General features: G+C 74.9%; 15 protein-coding genes. 6 read left to right on the forward strand and 9 right to left on the reverse strand.

The features are described 5' to 3' along the window. Positions 1–7: 7 nt before the first annotated feature. The 7 genes from FE634_RS12455 to FE634_RS12485 form a co-directional block, all read right to left on the reverse strand. Positions 8–730, reverse strand: a complete 723-nt coding sequence (locus tag FE634_RS12455) for a GNAT family N-acetyltransferase (RefSeq protein WP_138876061.1) — start codon at positions 728–730, stop codon at positions 8–10. Between the two features lie 11 nt (positions 731–741). After that, positions 742–1,236, reverse strand: coding sequence for a phosphoribosyltransferase (locus tag FE634_RS12460; RefSeq protein WP_137293575.1), 495 nt, complete (start codon positions 1,234–1,236; stop codon positions 742–744). 55 nt (positions 1,237–1,291) lie between these two features. Beyond that, the gene (locus tag FE634_RS12465; protein ID WP_138876062.1) at positions 1,292–1,966 is read right to left on the reverse strand and encodes a regulatory protein RecX; all 675 of its coding nucleotides are present in this window, start codon (positions 1,964–1,966) and stop codon (positions 1,292–1,294) included. Further along, a complete protein-coding gene (gene recA / locus FE634_RS12470) occupies positions 1,956–3,023 on the reverse strand; it encodes a recombinase RecA (RefSeq protein WP_137293577.1) in 1,068 nt (355 codons plus the stop codon). The genes FE634_RS12465 and recA overlap by 11 nt, the downstream gene beginning before the upstream one ends. 217 nt (positions 3,024–3,240) lie before the next feature. Next, the gene (locus FE634_RS12475) at positions 3,241–4,038 is read right to left on the reverse strand and encodes an S-methyl-5'-thioadenosine phosphorylase (RefSeq protein ID WP_262347405.1); all 798 of its coding nucleotides are present in this window, start codon (positions 4,036–4,038) and stop codon (positions 3,241–3,243) included. Further along, positions 4,035–4,229: a DUF3046 domain-containing protein gene (locus FE634_RS12480; RefSeq protein ID WP_134768457.1), complete on the reverse strand. Its 195-nt coding sequence runs from the start codon at positions 4,227–4,229 to the stop codon at positions 4,035–4,037. The genes FE634_RS12475 and FE634_RS12480 overlap by 4 nt, the downstream gene beginning before the upstream one ends. 31 nt (positions 4,230–4,260) lie before the next feature. Continuing rightward, entirely contained in the window at positions 4,261–4,791 is a 531-nt protein-coding gene (locus FE634_RS12485; protein ID WP_138876063.1) for a DinB family protein, read from the reverse strand. Between the two features lie 70 nt (positions 4,792–4,861). Between FE634_RS12485 and FE634_RS12490 the strand changes: the two genes are divergently transcribed. Together FE634_RS12490 and FE634_RS12495 are read left to right on the forward strand one after the other, a co-directional pair. Continuing rightward, the gene (locus tag FE634_RS12490) at positions 4,862–5,368 is read left to right on the forward strand and encodes a GNAT family N-acetyltransferase (RefSeq protein WP_138876064.1); all 507 of its coding nucleotides are present in this window, start codon (positions 4,862–4,864) and stop codon (positions 5,366–5,368) included. A 40-nt stretch (positions 5,369–5,408) separates the two neighbouring features. After that, positions 5,409–5,945 carry a toprim domain-containing protein gene (locus FE634_RS12495; protein WP_138876065.1) on the forward strand — a complete coding sequence of 179 codons (537 nt, stop codon included), beginning with the start codon at positions 5,409–5,411 and terminating at the stop codon, positions 5,943–5,945. Positions 5,946–6,068: 123 nt separating this feature from the next. Here FE634_RS12495 and FE634_RS12500 read toward each other — a convergent pair whose 3' ends face one another. Both FE634_RS12500 and FE634_RS12505 read right to left on the reverse strand, forming a co-directional pair. After that, the gene (locus tag FE634_RS12500) at positions 6,069–6,524 is read right to left on the reverse strand and encodes an HNH endonuclease (RefSeq protein ID WP_137293581.1); all 456 of its coding nucleotides are present in this window, start codon (positions 6,522–6,524) and stop codon (positions 6,069–6,071) included. Positions 6,525–6,628: 104 nt separating this feature from the next. Beyond that, the gene (locus FE634_RS12505) at positions 6,629–8,335 is read right to left on the reverse strand and encodes an HsdM family class I SAM-dependent methyltransferase (RefSeq protein WP_187366698.1); all 1,707 of its coding nucleotides are present in this window, start codon (positions 8,333–8,335) and stop codon (positions 6,629–6,631) included. A 67-nt stretch (positions 8,336–8,402) separates the two neighbouring features. On the opposite strand from FE634_RS12505, the gene FE634_RS12510 reads away from it, so the two are divergent. The 4 genes from FE634_RS12510 (at position 8,403) to FE634_RS12525 (ending at position 12,475) form a co-directional block, all read left to right on the forward strand. Then, complete coding sequence (locus FE634_RS12510) at positions 8,403–9,722, forward strand: nicotinate phosphoribosyltransferase (protein WP_148240646.1); 1,320 nt, start codon at positions 8,403–8,405, stop codon at positions 9,720–9,722. Beyond that, on the forward strand, positions 9,719–10,288 hold the full coding sequence (locus FE634_RS12515) for an isochorismatase family protein (protein WP_138876068.1): 570 nt from the start codon (positions 9,719–9,721) through the stop codon (positions 10,286–10,288). The genes FE634_RS12510 and FE634_RS12515 overlap by 4 nt, the downstream gene beginning before the upstream one ends. Further along, positions 10,285–11,043, forward strand: coding sequence for an NUDIX hydrolase (locus tag FE634_RS12520; protein ID WP_137293585.1), 759 nt, complete (start codon positions 10,285–10,287; stop codon positions 11,041–11,043). Before FE634_RS12515 ends, FE634_RS12520 begins: the two co-directional genes overlap by 4 nt. 79 nt (positions 11,044–11,122) lie before the next feature. Next, positions 11,123–12,475: a hypothetical protein gene (locus tag FE634_RS12525; protein ID WP_148240647.1), complete on the forward strand. Its 1,353-nt coding sequence runs from the start codon at positions 11,123–11,125 to the stop codon at positions 12,473–12,475. Positions 12,476–12,513: the final 38 nt, after the last annotated feature.

Consider the following 12,513-nt stretch of genomic DNA (forward strand, 5'->3'; position numbering starts at 1 on the left):
CCCCACCCTAGGGAGGATCGCCGTCGCTGCCGAGCACCCGTCCGACGTCGAGGGTGCAGCCGACGACGGTCGCGACCGTGCCGTCCTCCTGGGGCTCGTCGAACCACAGACCCTCGACGAAGCCCAGCTTGGCCAGCACCCGCAACGAGGCCCGGTTGCGGTGGTCGGGCGCGGCGAAGAACGCCCCGACGTCGGGGTACCGCGCGCGGGCGTGCACGGCCCACGCCCACAGGCAGCGGGTGCCCAGGCCGCGACCAACCCGGTCGGCCTCGCCGAGGAGGTAGTCGACCCCCACCGCCGTCGGGTCGGGCGTGAGCAGGGCGTACTCGGGGTGGTCGGCGATCCGGTAGTCCTGCACCAGTCCGACCGAGCGCCCGTTGACCTCCCACACCCACATCCGCGTCGGCTCGTCGCCCTCGATGGCGGGCAGGTAGCGCTCCCGCACCGCGGCGGGCGTCGGTGGCCCGTCGCCGGCCCACCACCGGTGCACGTGCGGGGCCGCGCGCCACCGGACGACGTCCGGCAGGTCGCCGCGGACCATCGGGCGGACGGCGACGCGGAGGTCGACGTCGACGACGAAGCGCTTGAGCGGGCCGGAGAGGTCGAGCGCGACCGAGTCGACGACGGCGTCCGGCACCAGGCGGCGAGCCGTCGCGAGCCACGCCTCCCCCGCCGCCACCGCACCGCGGCGGACGGAGTCGGGCGTCGCGACCGCGACCTCGACCGGCACGTCGGGCCCGGTCAGTGCGCGAGACCGCCGCGGCGGTCGACGATCGGGCCCTCGACCGACCACGGGAAGTCGATCCAGCGATCGGTGCGGCGCCACACGTAGTCGGCCTTGACGATCGTCTGCGGCTTCTCGTAGATCACCGCGATCCGTGCGTCCGCGACGTGGTCGGCGATGAAGGCCCGCACGTGCTCCAGGGTCCGGCCGCTGTCGCTGACGTCGTCGGCGATGAGGACCCGCAGCCCCGACAGGTCGATCGCCGCCGGGGTCGGCGGCAGCAGGATGGGGACGGCCAGGCGCTCGTCGACGCCGGTGTAGAACTCGACGTTGACCGCCGAGAGGTTCTTGACGTCGAGGGCGTAGCCGAGCCCCATCGCCAGGCCGAGCCCGCCCCGGGCGATCGCCAGCACCAGGTCGGGCTCGTACCCGGAGTCGACGACCTGGTGGGCGAGGTCGCGCACGGCGTCGCCGAACAGGGGGTAGGTCAGGGTCTCGCGCTCGGCACTCACATGAGCGAGTCTGGCGGGTGCGGCGCCGAAGCGGTAGGCCGCCCGCCGGAGGTGGCTACTCGTCGCCCGCGAGGTCGCCGAGGACCTCGTCGTCGCGGCCGGCACCGGCGAGCTCCTCGCGGACGACGGCGTGGGCGAGACCCGGGCCGTAGCCCTTGCGGGCCAGCATGCCGACCAGGCGCCGGGTCGCGGTGACGTCGTCGACCCGGCTCAGCGAGCGCAGCTTCCTGCGCACCAGGGCACGGGCCGCCTCCTCCTCCTCGGCCGGGTCGACCTCGTCGAGGGCGTCGCGGGCCACCTCGTCGGCGATGCCCTTGCGCCGCAGCTCCTGGGCCAGGGCGCGCCGGGCCAGGCCCTTGGCCGACTGACGCCCGCTGATCCACATCCGCGCGAACGCCTCGTCGTCGATCAGGCCGATCTCCTCGAACCGGTCGAGCATCCGGACGGCGACGTCGTCGGGCACGCCCTTGCCGGCCAGCTTCTCGGCCAGCTCGTGGCGGGAGCGGGCCCGCCCGGTGAGCTGGTCGAGCAGGATCGTGCGGGCCACCGACTCGGGGTCGGCGTCCGGGCCAAGGGCCTCGGTGTCGACCGGGGCACCGCCGCGGCGACGGCCCGAGCGACCGGTCGAGGCCCTCGTGCCGTCGCCGACCTCGGCCTGGGCACCTCGTGCCTGCCGGGTCCAGGCGGCGACGCCCTGGTGGACGTCGCCGCGCCAGGACTCAGAAGTCATTGACGCCGATGGGGGTGTCGGTGAGGTCGTCGGCGTCGTCGTCGGTCTTGTCGCCGTCGACGGTGGGCCCGACGCCGAGCTTCTCGAGGATCTTCTTCTCGAGCTCGTTGGCGAGGTCGGGGTTGTCCTTGAGGAAGGTGCGGGCGTTCTCCTTGCCCTGGCCGAGCTGGTCGCCGTCGTAGGTGTACCAGGCGCCGGCCTTGCGGATGATGCCCGCCTCGACGCCGACGTCGATCAGGCCGCCCTCGCGGCTGATGCCCTTGCCGTACATGATGTCGAACTCGGCCTGCTTGAACGGCGGGGCGACCTTGTTCTTCACGACCTTGACCCGGGTGCGGTTGCCGACCATGTCGGTGCCGTCCTTGAGGGTCTCGATGCGGCGCACGTCGAGGCGGACCGAGGAGTAGAACTTCAGCGCGCGACCACCGGTGGTGGTCTCCGGCGAGCCGAACATCACGCCGATCTTCTCGCGCAGCTGGTTGATGAAGATGGCGGTGGTGCCGGAGTTGTTGAGCGCACCGGTCATCTTGCGCAGCGCCTGGCTCATCAGGCGGGCCTGCAGGCCGACGTGGCTGTCGCCCATCTCGCCCTCGATCTCGGCGCGGGGCACGAGCGCGGCGACGGAGTCGATGACGATGAGGTCGAGGGCGCCGGAGCGGATCAGCATGTCGGCGATCTCGAGCGCCTGCTCACCGGAGTCGGGCTGGGAGACCAGCAGGGCGTCGGTGTCGACGCCGAGGTTCTTCGCGTAGTCGGGGTCGAGCGCGTGCTCGGCGTCGATGAAGGCCACGATGCCGCCGGCGGCCTGGGCGTTGGCGACGGCGTGCAGCGCCACCGTCGTCTTTCCCGAGGACTCCGGGCCGTAGATCTCCACGACGCGACCGCGCGGGAGGCCACCGAGGCCGAGCGCGACGTCGAGCGCGATGGATCCGGTCGGGATGATCTCGAGGGGGGCGCGCGTCTCGTCGCCGAGGCGCATCACCGAGCCCTTGCCGAACTGCTTCTCGATGTTGAGCAGAGCAGTGTCGAGGGCCTTGTCGCGGTCTCCACCAGCCATGGTGTTACTTCCTTGTCAGTCGTCGGGTTCCAGGCACATCGACGACGCTAGAGGGAGCCACCGACAACGCCTGGTCAGCGCCGTCGTGCCTGTGGAGAACCTCGCTCCGCGTCGTGCCTGTGGAGAAAACCTAGCGCAGGTTCGAACAGGTGTTCGGCACGCGCGCCAGCGTGTCGCGACGGGACGTGCCGGTCGTCCTGGGCCCGGCCGGGCCGGCTCAGCCGGGGACGTCGTAGGTGAGCGCGACGTCGTCGGCCCAGCTCGAGCACGCGCAGCCGGTCGGGTCGGGCAGCTGCGCGATCGCGGTCGAGAGCAGGCCGGTCAGCCGCGAGAGGTTCTCCCGGAACCGGGCGAAGACCTCCTCCTGGCCGACCCCCGCGCCGCTCTCGGCGCCGGCGTCCATGTCGGTGACCAGCGCGATCGAGGCGTAGCAGAGGCGCATCTCGCGGGCCAGGGCCGCCTCGGGCGCCCCGGTCATGTTGATCAGGCTCCAGCCCTGGTCGGCGTAGTGCCGCGACTCGGCGCGCGTGGAGAAGCGCGGGCCCTCCACGACGACCATCGTGGCGCCGGCCCGCACGTCCGGGGCCGCCGTCGCGAGGGCCTGGGAGACACCCGCGCAGTAGGGGTCGGCGAAGGGCAGGTGCACCGCGCCGCGCTCGACGTAGGAGCCGACCCGGCGGAAGGTCCGGTCGACGAGCTGGTCGGGGACGACGACGTCACCGGGCGCGACGTCGGTGCCGAGCCCGCCGACCGCGCACGGGGCGAGGACCTGGCGCACGCCGAGCGAGCGCAGCGCCCAGAGGTTCGCGCGGTACGGGATGGCGTGCGGCGGGTGCTCGTGGTGGGGTCCGTGCCGCGGCAGGAACGCGACCCGGCGCCCGGCCACCTCACCGACCGAGACCGGCGCCGACGGGTCGCCGTAGGGGGTGGTGACGACGTGCTCGACCGGGTCGTCGAGGAAGGAGTAGAAGCCGGAGCCGCCGATCACGGCGACCTCGGCCAGGGGGCCCGTCACCGCTTCGTCGCCGGCAGCTCGAGGGCGCGCCAGACCGCGGCCCACACCTGCTTCGGCGGGACGCCGGCGTCGAGCGCCTCCTGGGCGGTGCGCCGGTCGAGGTCGGCGAGCACCACCTGGTCGGCCCACGTGCGGTGGTAGACGTCTCCGAGGGCGTCGGACATGCGCGCCCAGAACTCGGTGTGCCTCACGCCAACCCACGGTACGCGGCGGGCGGTGGGCTCAGCGCACGTCCCAGCTGTGGTGGACGACGTCGTGCAGGTGGTAGCGCGCGATCGAGGCGACGGTGAAGGTGCTGCCGTCGCTGCGGGAACCGGTCCGGTCGAGCGCCGCGGCCGGCACGCCGTCGTAGAGCGCGGCGACGGCGTCCGCGGCGGTGAGCAGCTCGGAGCGGACGACGTCGGGCTCGGCCAGGTGGTAGCCGCGCTCGACGGCGGTGGCGTCCTGGTCCCAGCTGGCGAAGTGCGGGCCGTCCTGGTCGAGCATGCTGCGGACCCGTTCGGCGAACAGCACGTGGACGTCGCGCACGTGGCAGGCGTACTCGGTGACCGACCACACCTCCGGCCTCGTCCGGACCGACGGCTCCGGCCGCTCGAGGGCGAGGGCCCACGTCGCGGCGTCGGCCCGGATCGCGTCGCCGACCCGGGCGACGTCGACGTCGCCGGCCACGAAGCCGCACTCGGGGCACGGCGCGTCGAGCACCCAGGTCCAGTCCTTGGTGTCGGGCACGATCGAGGGCGGCGCGTCGGGCATGCACCGGAGTCTGGCAGCGGCGCGGCTCCCCCGCGCTCGACCTCCCGCCACGTTCCGTCAGGATTCGGCCATGTCCTCCTCCGCCGTCGACGTCCGCGACGCCACGAGCTCCGACCTCCCGACGATCAAGGCGATCTACGACGTGCAGGTGCGCACCGCGCTGTCGACCTTCGACCTCGAGCCGGCACCGCTGTCGTACTGGGAGCAGCGCCTTGCCTCGGACCGGACCGGTGACCACCTGCTCGCCGCGACCGTCGACGGGAACGACGTGGTCGGCTACGCCTACTCCTCGACCTACCGTCCCCGCCCCGCCTACGACCGCACCCGCGAGACGTCGGTCTACCTCGCCGAGCAGGCCCGCGGTCGCGGCGCCGGCCGGGCCCTCTACGACGTCCTGCTCGACCGGCTCGTCGCCGACGGCGTCCACACGGTGCTCGCGGTCGTGGCGCTGCCGAACCCGGCGAGCGAGGCCCTGCACCGCGCGTGCGGGTTCGAGCGGGTCGGGGTGCTCCCGGAGGTCGGTCACAAGCTGGGCCGGTGGGTTGACACCGCGCTGTTCGCGCGGGTGCACCGCTGAGGCGGGGGTCCGACGTGGAGGGCCGTCGGGTGGTGCCGGCGTGAGGGTGGTCCTGGTCGAGGGCGCCAGCGACCGCGCCGCGGTCGAGGTGCTCGCGCGGCGGCTCGGGGCCGGGCCGCTCGAGGTCGTCGTCCTGCACGGCATCACCAACCTGCGCGCCCGGCTGCGCGACCAGACGACCGGACCGGACGGCGTGCGGCTGCTGCACGACGCCGCCGAGTCGGCCCACGTCGAGCGCGTGCTCGCGGACGCCGGCCCGTCGGCCGGTGAGGTGCGGCGCTTCGTGTGCGACGCCGACCTCGAGGACGAGCTGATCCGCGCGGTCGGGGTCCCGGCGGTGCTGGGGATCGTCGAGGCCCAGGGTGAGCGGACGGCGTACGACCGGATGGCTCAGCAGCCCGCCCAGCGCGACCGGACCGAGCACCAGCGGCTGCGGCGCTGGCTCGGCGCCCGCAGCGGCCACAAGCTCACCTACGCCGCCCTGCTCGCCGAGGCGGTGCCGCTGGACGCCGTCCCGGCCCCGCTGCGCGACCTGCTGACAGACCCCGACGCCGGCGCCGCGGCCGACCCGGGCTGACGTCGTCCGCGGGGCTCGCCACACGCGTCACACCGGACGGGCTGAACCTGAACCTGGGGGCCGGGATCCCGGCCCCCAAGTTCAGACTTCCCCGGTCGACCGGGGAAACCCCGGCCCCCGGGCTCAGCTCCAGGCCGCGACCTGGGCGCGGGTGGGGTGCCAGGGGTCGAGGCGCAGCCGCATGCCGGCCTCGGCGGGGGTGCGGTTGCCCTTGCGCTCGTTGCAGGAGCCGCAGGCGGCGACGGTGTTGAGCCAGGTCCAGGTGCCGCCGCGCGAGCGCGGGAGCAGGTGGTCGATGGTGTCGGCGCGGCCGTTGCAGTAGGCGCAGCGGTGCCGGTCGCGCGCCAGGACGCCGTGGCGGGTGTAGCCGGCGGGCCGGTAGAGCCACTTGGTGGCGACGTAGCGGACCAGCCGCAGCGCGCGCGGCCACTGGTAGGGACCGATCATCCGCTCGGGGTGCGCCTCGTGGACCACGGCGACCTCGCGGACCAGCATCTTGACCGCGTGCTTGAAGCTGACCCGGCCCAGCGGCTCGAAGGAGGCGTTGTAGAGCAGCACCGATCCGGTCAACGTGGTCATGGGCGCCGCACCCCCTTCTGCGTCGATCCTAATCTGCGACGGCGAGGTTCGGGGCGGGTGAACGAGGCGTTGTGGGGGCGTGAACTCCGCGGGGCGGTCGGCCCTCAGCGCGGCCGGCGCACCCGGGCCTCCAGGCGGCCGGTCCACCACGCCAGCGCCCGGTGGTCGTCGTAGGCCTCGCACATCCGCTCCGCGACGGCCAGCAGGGCACCGTGGCGGACGTCGTCGCCGGCGTCCTGCGCGAGGCGGGCGAGGCGGGCGGCGTCGTCCCAGGCGCTCGTGTCGGCGGGCAGCGGCAGGTCGGCGACCTGGCGGGCGCTGAGCTTGATCGAGGTCACCGACAGCGCGGTGCCGGCGTACCGGGCGGCGGCGAGCGCGACGACCGGCGGGGCGAGCAGCACCGCGAGCGCGTGCCACAGGCGGTCGGCCGGCGGCGAGAGTGAGAGCACCGGCACCGACGGCAGCCAGGTGCCCTCGCGGTCGACGACCGCCTCGATGACCCGGCCCTGGGTGGCGACGAGGACCTTGGGCACCAGCCGGCGCGCGACCCACGCCGAGAGGGCGCCGTCGGCGTGCAGGGCGGCTAGGTCGACGGTCGGGGCGCCGAAGGCCTGCTTGGCGAAACGGGTCGGCGCCTCGCCCCAGCGGGAGCGGGCGGGGTCGATGAGGCCCGAGGTGACCAGCGGCGAGCCGGCGCCGCCGTCGCGGACGAAGGGCACCAGGCCGTAGTACTGGTCGCGGAAGTCGCCGTGGCAGGAGCCGAGGTCGCCGAGCACGCCCGCGCTGCGCGGCCGCACGGCCGGGACGCCGAGCGCCGGTGCCGCCAGGGCGCCCCACTCCCCCTCGGGCAGGACGACGTCCGGGCCGGGCACGGCGCCCGGGCCGGTCCAGGTCGGCACGAGTCCCTGCTCGGCGGCGACCGTGACGACGGGCGCGCAGGTGCGCACGGGCGTGCCGGTGAACACCGGCGTCGTCGACGTCCAGAACGCCGTCACCGCGCCCCGCTCGCGGACGGCGGCGCGCACCCGTCCCGCGTCGCGCGCGGCCAGCAGCGACAGCGGCTGCACCAGCGCGACCACGCCCCCGGGCCGCACCAGGCCGAGCGAGTGGTGCAGGAACGCCGCGCTCGTGTCGGTGTAGGCGCCCAGCCCGGCCGCGCCGCCGAGCTGGTGGGAGCTCCGCCCGGCCGTGCGGCTGCGCAGCTGGCCGAGGAACGGCGGGTTGCCGACCACCGCGTCGTAGGGCGCCCCCGGGTGGGCACCGAGGCCGTCGGCGACCCGGACCGTGCGCTCGAGGACCGCCGGCTCGACGTCCGGGACCGCGAGGCGGAGCCGCAGCCGGGTGATGGCGACCGCCACCGGGTCGAGGTCGGTGCCGTGGACCCGGTCGACGGCCCCCGGCCCCAGCCGGCGCAGGGCGGCGAGCAGCACGTTGCCGGTGCCGCACGCCGGGTCGAGCACCCGCGGCACCCACCCGGCGACGACCTGGTCGACCACCTGGTCGACCACCGGGTCGACCACCGGGCCGAGGGCGCGGTCGAGGAGCCACGCGACGAGCGGCGCGGGGGTGTAGAACGAGCCGGAGCGGCCGCGGTCGTCGAGCAGCGACTCGTGCACGACGCCCAGCTGCTCGGCGGCCGCCGGGTCCCGCCAGGGCGCCAGGACGTCGTCCGCGGCGCCGGTCGGGGCACCGCCGAGCCCGTGGGCGTCGGCCACGACAGCGAGGACGGCGTCCCAGGCCGCGGCCCGGGAGCCGAGCGCGGACTCGGCGGCCAGCACCGCGCCGCGCAGGCCCCCCACGGTCGCCGTCACGACGAGCACTCTAGGTGCGTCGACACCCTCGTGTTATAGTCAGAATGACTACAAGCCAGGAGCGCAGATGACCCTCCCACCCGACACCCCCGACCTGACGGTCTCCCCGGGCCTGCTGACCGACCGCTACGAGCTGACCATGCTCACCTCGTTCGTCACCGACGGCAGCGCCGAGCACCCCGCGGTGTTCGAGGCGTTCGCCCGTCGCCTCCCCGAGGGCCGTCGCTACGGCGTCCTCGGCGGCCTCGGCCGGCTGCTCCCCATGATCGAGCGGTTCACCTTCGACGCCGACGAGATCGCGTGGCTGCTCGCCGAGGGCGTCATCAACGAGGCGACCGCCGAGTACCTGCGCGACTTCCGGTTCCGGGGCGACATCGACGCCTACCCCGAGGGTGACCTCTACTTCCCCGGCAGCCCGGTGCTCAGCGTGCGGTGCACCCTCGGCGAGGGCGTGCTGCTCGAGACGCTCGTGCTCAGCGTGCTCAACCACGACAGCGCGATCGCCAGCGCCGCCGCCCGGATGGCGGTCGCGGCCGGGGACCGGCCGCTGGTCGAGATGGGCAGCCGGCGCACCCACGAGGAGGCCGCGGTCGCCGTGGCCCGGGTCGCCTACGTCGCCGGGTTCGCCTCCACCAGCAACCTCGCCGCCGGCCGACGTCACGGCGTCCCGACCGTCGGCACCGCCGCCCACGCCTTCACCCTGGCCCACACATCCGAGGTCGAGGCGTTCCGCAGCCAGGTCGAGGCGCAGGGCGTGGGCACCACGCTGCTCGTCGACACCTACGACACCGAGCAGGGCATCCGCAACGCGGTCGCGGTCGCCGGCACCGGCCTCGGTGCGATCCGCATCGACTCCGGCGACCTCGCGGACGAGGCGACCGCGGCCCGCCGGCTGCTCGACGAGCTGGGCGCCACCGGCACCCGGATCACCGCGACCAGCGACATCGACGAGTACGTCATCACCGCGCTCGCCGACGCGCCCATCGACGGCTACGGCGTCGGCACCCGGGTGGCCACCGGCTCGGGCCACCCCACCGCGAGCATGGTCTACAAGCTCGTCGCGGTCGCCGACGCACCCGACGGACCGCTCCGACCGGTCGCCAAGAAGTCGCACGACAAGGTCTCGGTCGGCGGGCGCAAGACGGCCTACCGCACCCACGACGACGGCGTCCTGACCGGCGAGTGGTTCACCACCGGTGACGCGGTCCCCGCCGAGGCGACCCCGGTCCAGGTCGCCGCCTTCCGGGGTGGGCGCACCGTGCACTCCCCCGACCTCGAGGCGGTGCGCGCCCACTGCGCCGCCGCGCTCGCCACCCTCCCGCCGCAGGCGCGCAGCGTCGCCGCGGGCCCGTCCCACCTCACCGTCACCGAAGGAGCAACGTCATGAAGGCACTCATCGTCGTCGACGTGCAGAACGACTTCGTCGAGGGCGGCTCGCTCGCCGTCGACGGCGGACGCGCGGTCGCCACCGCGATCAGCGACCACCTCGCCGCCCACGCGGACGAGTACACCGCCGTCGTCGCCTCGCGCGACTGGCACGACGCCCACGGCACCAACGACGGTCACTTCGCCGAGCCGGGCACCGACCCCGACTTCGTGCACACCTGGCCGGTCCACTGCGTCTCGACCACCGGGGGCAGCGACTACGCCCCCGAGCTGGTCACCGACGCGGTCACCCACCACGTCCGCAAGGGGATGGGCGAGGCCGCCTACAGCGCCTTCGAGGGCGTCACCGCCGACGGCGTCCTTCTGCCCGACCTGCTCGACGGGCTCGGCGTCACCGAGGTCGACGTCGTCGGGATCGCCACCGACTACTGCGTTCGCGCCACGGTGCTCGACGCCCGCCGCCACGGCCTGGCGGTGCACCTGCTGCCGGGCATGCACGCCGGCGTCGCACCCGACTCGAGCGCGACCGCGCTGCGCGAGATGACCGACGCGGGGGCCACGGCATGAGCACGCCCGAGAACCGGAGGACCTACACCTCCGAGCACCCCCCGTTCGCCGTCACCGTCGACCTGGCCGTCTTCACCATCCGCGACGGCGCCCTCGCGGTGCTGCTCGTCGAGCGCGGCGCCGAGCCGTTCGCCGGCTCCTGGGCGCTGCCGGGCGGCTTCGTCGAGCCCGACGAGGACGCCGAGACGGCCGCCTGGCGCGAGCTGCGCGAGGAGACCGGGGTCGACCGCTTCGAGGGCCACCTCGAGCAGCTGCGCACCTACTCCGCCCCCGACCGCGACCCCCGCATGCGCGTCGTGTCCGTCGCCCACGTCGCCTTCGCCCCCGACCTCCCGGAGCCCTCGGCCGGGTCGGACGCCGCCGGCGCGCGCTGGTGGGCCGTCGACGACGTCCTGCCCCACCCCGACCAGGCCGCCCCGGACGCGCCCGTCCTGGCCTTCGACCACGCCGAGATCCTCACCGACGCCCGCGAGCGGATCCGCGCCAAGCTCGAGTACACGACGCTCGCGCTCGACTTCGTGGCCGAGCCGTTCACGCTCCCCGAGCTGCGCCGGGTCTACACCGCCGTCTGGGGCACGCCGCCCGACCTCGGCAACTTCCGCCGCAAGGTGCTCGGCACCGACGGGTTCGTCGTCGCCACCGACGACCCGCGCCCCGGCAGCCCGGGCGGCGCCGGCGGACGGCCGGCGCTGCTCTACCGGCGCGGCACCGCGACCGAGGTCCAGCCCCCGATGCTGCGTCCCACGACCGGGTGAGGGGCGCCGGGCGGGTTTGACCGCACCCGCCCGGTGACACCCTCCGGGGACCACCCCGCCTCACCCTCTCGGAGTCCACGTGCGCCGTACCGTCTCGCTGCTCGTCCCGCTCGCCCTCGCCGTCGCGGCGGTGAGCGCCCCCACGAGCCCCGCCGGGGCTGAGTCCACGGACCCACCGACCTGCCAGGGCCGGGCCGCCACCCTGGTCGGCAGCGACGACACCGCCCTGGAGGGCACCCCCGGCGACGACGTGATCGTGACGGCGGGGAGCGCCTCGGTCTCCGCGATGGGCGGCGACGACCTGGTCTGCGTCACCGGGCCGCGGCTCCAGAGCGTGGCCGTCGACGGCGGCGACGGCGACGACGTCCTGGTCGTCCTGGCCCGCCGGGCCGAGACCCTCCTGGACCCCGGCGCCGGGAGCGACGTGGTGCTCGGCGGCAACGGCCGCGACAACGTGCAGGTCCTGCGCTCGCCCACCGGTGCGAGCGACGTCGACCGGATCGAGACCGGGGCGGGTCCCGACTACGTCCAGTACGACGGCTCCCGCTTCTACGGCCCCGGCGTGTTCCCGGCGACCGACGTGCGCCTCGGCAGCAGCCGGGACCAGGTGCTCCTCGAGCCCCTGCTGGCCACGATCCCCGACCGGACGACGATCCGGGGCGGCGCCGGCGACCACGACCGGCTCGGGCTCTCCGCGCTCTCCACGTCGCGGGTGCGCCTCGACCTCCGCACCGGCGGCCTCGAGGTCGACGGCGTCGCCGTGGCCGGGGAGAGGAGCGGCTTCGAGCAGCACGAGGTGCAGTTCGGGCCGCGCGCGGGGAGCGCGCGCGCCGAGGTGATCGGCACCGGCGGTCCCGACCGCGTGACCGTCGGGGGCGCCCGGTCGGTCGACATCGCCCTCGGCGGCGGCGGCGACCGGCTCGAGATCGACAACGCCGGCGTCCACCGCGGTCGGATCGACGCTGGCACCGGCACCGACCACCTGGTGGCGGCCGCCCGCACCTTCGGGGAGTCGCGGCCGCTGGTCGACCTGGCCCGCGGTGTGATCACCCGCGTCGGTGCGAAGCCCACGACGCCGGCCACCCGGGTCGCGGGGTTCGAGGGCGCCTCCCTCGACGACCAGGACGGCGGCGTCCTCGTCGGCGACCGAGGCCCGAACCTGCTGCAGGCGGTGTGCGGGACCGTGCGCGGCGGGGGCGGCGCCGACACGATCGACGGCATCTGGATCTCGATCTCCGGCCGGGGGCCGGTCGACCGGACCTGCTACAACCCCTACCACCAGTTCCGCGGCAACGGCGGCCGCGGTGCCGACGAGCTCATCGGGACCAGCACCGGCGACGTCCTCATCGGCGGACCCGGGCGCGACCGGGCCACGGGACTGCGCGGACGCGACCGGTGCGTCGCCGAGGTGACCGCCACCTGCGAGCGCTGAGGCGGCCCGCGAGCGACCCCCTCGGGCGATGGGGACTG

The sequence above is a fragment of the Nocardioides sp. S-1144 genome (assembly GCF_005954645.2).
Lineage (GTDB): Bacteria > Actinomycetota > Actinomycetes > Propionibacteriales > Nocardioidaceae > Nocardioides > Nocardioides dongxiaopingii.

What these genes read in the sequence shown, in the direction of transcription:
- FE634_RS12465 (WP_138876062.1), bottom strand. Translation starts at nt 1,966, where the DNA reads ATGACTTCTGAGTCCTGGCGCGGCGACGTCCACCAGGGCGTCGCCGCC.
- recA (WP_137293577.1), bottom strand. Translation starts at nt 3,023, where the DNA reads ATGGCTGGTGGAGACCGCGACAAGGCCCTCGACACTGCTCTGCTCAAC.
- FE634_RS12485 (WP_138876063.1), bottom strand. Translation starts at nt 4,791, where the DNA reads ATGCCCGACGCGCCGCCCTCGATCGTGCCCGACACCAAGGACTGGACC.
- FE634_RS12490 (WP_138876064.1), top strand. Translation starts at nt 4,862, where the DNA reads ATGTCCTCCTCCGCCGTCGACGTCCGCGACGCCACGAGCTCCGACCTC.
- FE634_RS12500 (WP_137293581.1), bottom strand. Translation starts at nt 6,524, where the DNA reads ATGACCACGTTGACCGGATCGGTGCTGCTCTACAACGCCTCCTTCGAG.
- FE634_RS12510 (WP_148240646.1), top strand. Translation starts at nt 8,403, where the DNA reads ATGACCCTCCCACCCGACACCCCCGACCTGACGGTCTCCCCGGGCCTG.
- FE634_RS12515 (WP_138876068.1), top strand. Translation starts at nt 9,719, where the DNA reads ATGAAGGCACTCATCGTCGTCGACGTGCAGAACGACTTCGTCGAGGGC.
- FE634_RS12520 (WP_137293585.1), top strand. Translation starts at nt 10,285, where the DNA reads ATGAGCACGCCCGAGAACCGGAGGACCTACACCTCCGAGCACCCCCCG.